The organism is Pseudomonas sp. RL (assembly GCF_000647775.1).
GTDB lineage: Bacteria > Pseudomonadota > Gammaproteobacteria > Pseudomonadales > Pseudomonadaceae > Serpens > Serpens flexibilis.
The window spans coordinates 1-4,478 of record NZ_JBOY01000157.1; the positions used below are offsets into that span (position 1 = coordinate 1).

At 62.9% G+C, this 4,478-nt stretch carries 6 protein-coding genes; 1 reads left to right on the forward strand and 5 read right to left on the reverse strand.

Going from position 1 to position 4,478, the window contains the following annotated elements; translation table 11 throughout:
• Window positions 1-254 precede the first annotated feature (254 nt).
• Complete coding sequence (gene mobH / locus AS93_RS0117400) at window positions 255-1,970, forward strand: MobH family relaxase (protein WP_027591776.1); 1,716 nt, start codon at window positions 255-257, stop codon at window positions 1,968-1,970.
• Between the two features lie 51 nt (window positions 1,971-2,021).
• Here mobH and AS93_RS0117405 read toward each other — a convergent pair whose 3' ends face one another.
• The 5 genes from AS93_RS0117405 to AS93_RS19745 form a co-directional block, all read right to left on the reverse strand.
• Window positions 2,022-2,534 carry a type II toxin-antitoxin system YhaV family toxin gene (locus tag AS93_RS0117405; protein WP_027591777.1) on the reverse strand — a complete coding sequence of 171 codons (513 nt, stop codon included), beginning with the start codon at window positions 2,532-2,534 and terminating at the stop codon, window positions 2,022-2,024.
• Window positions 2,531-2,857: a type II toxin-antitoxin system PrlF family antitoxin gene (locus tag AS93_RS0117410; protein WP_027591778.1), complete on the reverse strand. Its 327-nt coding sequence runs from the start codon at window positions 2,855-2,857 to the stop codon at window positions 2,531-2,533. The genes AS93_RS0117405 and AS93_RS0117410 overlap by 4 nt, the downstream gene beginning before the upstream one ends.
• A gap of 52 nt (window positions 2,858-2,909) precedes the next feature.
• The gene (locus AS93_RS19740) at window positions 2,910-3,197 is read right to left on the reverse strand and encodes a hypothetical protein (RefSeq protein ID WP_155956184.1); all 288 of its coding nucleotides are present in this window, start codon (window positions 3,195-3,197) and stop codon (window positions 2,910-2,912) included.
• A 230-nt stretch (window positions 3,198-3,427) separates the two neighbouring features.
• A complete protein-coding gene (locus AS93_RS20425) occupies window positions 3,428-3,625 on the reverse strand; it encodes a hypothetical protein (RefSeq protein ID WP_155956185.1) in 198 nt (65 codons plus the stop codon).
• A 300-nt stretch (window positions 3,626-3,925) separates the two neighbouring features.
• The coding region (locus tag AS93_RS19745; RefSeq protein ID WP_037009918.1) for an OB-fold nucleic acid binding domain-containing protein at window positions 3,926-4,478 on the reverse strand (553 nt) is incomplete at its 5' end.

Here is a 4,478-nt window from a genome sequence, read left to right on the forward strand (position 1 = left end):
GCCGTGGCCGAGAAAAAACTTAACCCACTGTCCGGGATGGGTTGACCACTACAGAGCCACCATAGATGGGCGCCTTGGCGAATCCGCTCATCTACCTCAGCTTCAAAAGGACCAGCCTCAGCACGGATTGGCGCTGGTGGGCTGAGCCTCGCTGATTTAAGCCAAATCCCAAAAGGGGACGAGGCAAGGGAATGGCGGCAAGGGGAAAGGCCCTATCCGAAAAAGGCAAAAGGTCGCGCTGGCTGCGTCCAGTGCTGTTCGCGCTGTTTCGGCAGAAGCCAATCAAGACGGCGGCTATCCAGCAAGAGGTAGGAACAGGTCCGGCGCTTCCGGAGCAACTGCTCCTGCCTGAGTCTGCCAGCAGACTCCTGGCGACACCCCGGCGACAACACTTGCTGGAGCATATCTGGCAGCGGACGTCGCTTTCGCACCAGCAGTTCGCCGCGCTTTACCAGGGGCCGCTCGAGCGCTACGCCGAGCTGGTACAGCAGTTGCCGGCCTCGGAGACGCACCACCATGCCTACCCGGGCGGCATGCTGGATCACGGACTCGAGATCGTCGCGTATGCGCTGAAGCTGCGGCAATCCCATCTGCTGCCCACCGGCGTGACCCCGGAGGCGCAGGTCGCCCAGGCCGAGGCCTGGAGCGCCGCAGTCGCCTATGCCGCGCTGCTGCACGACATCGGCAAGATCGCCGTCGATCTGCACGTGGAATACGAAGACGGCCAGATCTGGCATCCGTGGCATGGCCCGTTGCGGCGTCCCTACCGTTTCCGCTATCGCGCATCCCGCGAGTATCGCCTGCACGGCGCCGCCACCGGGCTGCTCTACACCCGGGTGCTCGATCGCCACATCCTCGATTGGCTCAGCGGCTTTCCGGAGCTGTGGGCGGCATTGCTCTATGTGCTGGCCGGTCAGTACGAGCACGCCGGTGTTCTGGGCGAACTGGTCAGCCAGGCGGACCAGGCCTCGGTCGCCCAGGCCCTCGGCGGTGACCCGGCCAAGGCAATGGCTGCGCCCCGGCACGCCCTGCAGCGCAAGCTGCTCGAGGGACTGCGCTACCTGCTGCGGGAAACCCTGAAGATCAACCAGCCCCAGGCATCGGATGGCTGGCTGACCCAGGACGGCCTGTGGCTGGTCAGCAAAACGGTATCCGACAAGCTGCGGGCGCACCTGTTGTCGCAGGGCGTTGATGGCATTCCCAGCAGCAACACGTCGGTCTTCGATGTGCTGCAGGAGCATGGCATCGCGCAACCCACGCCCGAGGGCAAAGCCATCTGGAAGGCCACTGTGGCCAGCCCGGGTGGCTGGACCAACAGCTTCACCTTCCTGCGACTGTCGCCCGCGTTGATCTGGGAGGCCGCTGAGCGGCCGGAGCCTTTCGCTGGCGCCCTCGTGGTGGACGAGCCGAAGGCGCGGCCGGATCAGGATTCGACGCCGGCATCCGACGGTCCCGCACCGCAGCCACCCGACGCTGAGTTCGTGCCAGAGCCGGCCGATGCGGTGGGCGACCTGTTGGCGATGCTTGGGATAGAGGAGGCTGGGCCGGAGCCGACGTCCGCGGTTGGCTCACCGGTCGATGCAACTCCATCCGGAGAGCACTTCATCGCCTGGCTGCGGCAATCGATCCAGTCGCGCCGCCTGATCATCAATGACGCCAGAGCGCTGGTGCACACAGTGGCTGATACGGCCTATCTGGTGACTCCCGGGGTGTTCCAGCGCTATGCCCAGGAACACCCGCAAACCGCCTATCTGGCGAAGTGCGAGGGTCTGCCGGACTGGGAGTGGGCGCAACGACGCTTCGAGAAGTTGCGCCTGCACCGTAAACAGCCCGACGGGCTGAATATCTGGCATTGCGCGGTGAGCGGCTCGCGTAGAACGCGGACGCTGCATGGCTACCTGCTGGCGGACGCCGGGGTGCTGTTCGATGAGCTGCCGCCGAACAACCCGTATCTGCGTCTTGTGGAGTAGGGCAAGGCACCGATGCTGTGCCGCCAAAAGTGCCGAGCGACAGAGTCGCTATCACTGCACGATTGCTGCCTTTGCCAATGATCCCCGCAGGCGCAGCGATTCCTTTCGTGCCTCCACAAGAAGCTGGTCCCAGTCATCGGGCGGGTGTCCACTCTCCAGCATTCTGCGGAATACCCGGTAGGCGTCGTCGCTACTTTGGTAGGCGCGTTTGGTGTCCTCGTCATTCACCCAGGCGTAAACAATCACCTTGCTCGGCGCGTGGTAGCGAAAGAACAGCCGGTACTGCTGAAAGAACTTGGCCCGAAACCAGTGCTTGTGATCCTCACCAAGGGTCGCACCCTGACGGTATTCCGCTCGAGCCGGATCTTGGGGGATAACGTCAAACGCCAGTTTGAGAATCGCCGCCAGTCGTTTACTGGCGTTCTTCTTCACATACCCGACAGGGTCCTTTTGCTTTAGGGCCTCGACCTGCTGCGCCAGGGCTTCAATCTGTGCAAGGAAGAGGGGATGGGCAAAGACTGTCCAGCCATGGATGACCAGGGGCTCGGGCTTTCCTGTGCTCATTCATCGTCCGCCGACAGGGCGGCATCAAGATCGACATCGACCCCGCCGACCAATGATTGCAGCCGCTGGACGAGACCGGCATCAACAGATTGCAGCCGCTCGGGATGGCGGGTGAGGTCGGCAGCCAGAAAGCCGAGGAATTGACCGAGCACCGGATCGTCGTCAGGGATATCGGCACGCGTAAGCACCACCTCTCCGCCGGGGCGAATGGTGTAGTGAATCTTGTCGCGCTTGCCCAGCTTCAGGGCGCGACGGACGGTTTCCGGCACCGTGGTTTGGTAGCGATCGGTGAGGGTGGATTCGGCTTCGAGGGACGCGGCCATGGCAGATCTCCTGCGGATCAGGGCTGTTTGAGTGTACGGTAATGCAAGCGCATTACCGTGGCAAGCGCAGGTACGCTTCGATTTCCTGCCGTACGAAATACACGCGACTTCGGGGATTGCTGCCATTGGTGATCGGCTTCGGGAAGTTTGGATCCCGCCGGCGCAGTTCAAAACATCCGCTGCGACCGATCTTCAGGGCCTTGGCGACCTCGGCCAACGTCAGGAGCTCAGAGGCGGGTTCGCCAGCGCGAGGCTGAATCAGTATCTGGCTAGTACTGTCAGCGTCTGCATCACAATCGGTGGGGGGCTCGGTGTCCGAAGTTGGGCCGGGCGTATCCATGGTGAGTTCCTGAAGCCGCTTACCCAGAACCTCCCTAAACGCTCACCTTGCCGACAACCAGGATGGGATCACTGTGTTGTTCGGCAAGGATGTTCAGGCCCTACTACTGCGAATGGGGAAGGTTTATCAGGGCTTGGCGGACTTGGCGGACTTGGCGAGCTGAGACCATCGGGCTGATGGTTCAGCGGATCTGGACCTATCAGCTCAACTTCGGAACTTTCATTCCACACCTAGCAATGGAGCGCTCGGCGCGCGAGATCCTCGTGGAGAAAATCGCGTCGTGGATCCGCCACGAGGTCCGGATTGCCGTTGGCGTTCGGATAGAGCGAGATCACTGCGGCACGGAACGCATCGATGAACGCCTGCTTGTGCTCGATTGCGATGTAGACGAGGTCCGGTGAAACGCAGATCTGCCCGCTGTTGGTCATCTTGGCGATCGCCAGGCGCCGCGCCGCATCGGCGATGTCGGCGCTGCGTCCGGACGCTTGAAGGATGCCTACGCATGTAATACGAGCTACGAAAACGCTGCTTTTACATGCTCAATCGGCGTCATTGAAAGAGCAGCTAGATCTGGAACACTCGATGTTCTTGGACTGCGCGATGCGGCCGATTTTTTCGGCCTCGATCGATCAGTTCTTTGAGAAGCGTCGGTAGTCCTTCTCTATATCCAAATTTCGTGTTCCTCCTTTGCAGACCATGCCGGTGCGGCGGCCGGCATACAGGCACCGTTAATGAAAATCCCGACTCCGCACATCCAACCCCGTTAGTAGCGGGGTGAGATCCGTCAGTCGGCCGGCGATGACGTGGCGGATGCCATTCGCCGCTTCCAGATGGCCGTCGATGCGCAGCATCTGCGACTGCACCAGGACCCGGCGCTGGCGTTCGGCCAGGTCGTGCCAGACGATCACATTGATCAGTCCGAACTCGTCCTCCAGGGTCACGAAGATCACGCCGCTGGCGGTTTGCGGGCGCTGGCGGCCGATGACCAGGCCGGCGACGCTGAGCGGGCGGCCGGGTTCGGAGTCGCGCAGTTCGCGCGAGCTGCGACAGCGCATGCTCTCGAGCTGGCGGCGCAGCAGCGCCAGCGGATGCGGACCGAGGGTGGTGCCCAGGGTCGCGTAGTCGGTGAACAGTTCCTCGCTGACCGTGGGCGGCGGCAGGCTCACCGGGGGTTCATCGCGGGCCGTCAGGCCGGCGAACAGCGGCAACTGGGGTTCGACGCCGGCCACCGCCCAGCGCGCCCGGTGGCGATGGCCGGCGAGGCCGCGCAAGGCACCGGCA

Excerpts from the sequence above, each read along its gene's own strand:
- AS93_RS20425 (WP_155956185.1), bottom strand. The coding sequence starts at position 3,625 with ATGACCAACAGCGGGCAGATCTGCGTTTCACCGGACCTCGTCTACATC.
- AS93_RS0117410 (WP_027591778.1), bottom strand. The coding sequence starts at position 2,857 with ATGGCCGCGTCCCTCGAAGCCGAATCCACCCTCACCGATCGCTACCAA.
- AS93_RS19740 (WP_155956184.1), bottom strand. The coding sequence starts at position 3,197 with ATGGATACGCCCGGCCCAACTTCGGACACCGAGCCCCCCACCGATTGT.
- AS93_RS0117405 (WP_027591777.1), bottom strand. The coding sequence starts at position 2,534 with ATGAGCACAGGAAAGCCCGAGCCCCTGGTCATCCATGGCTGGACAGTC.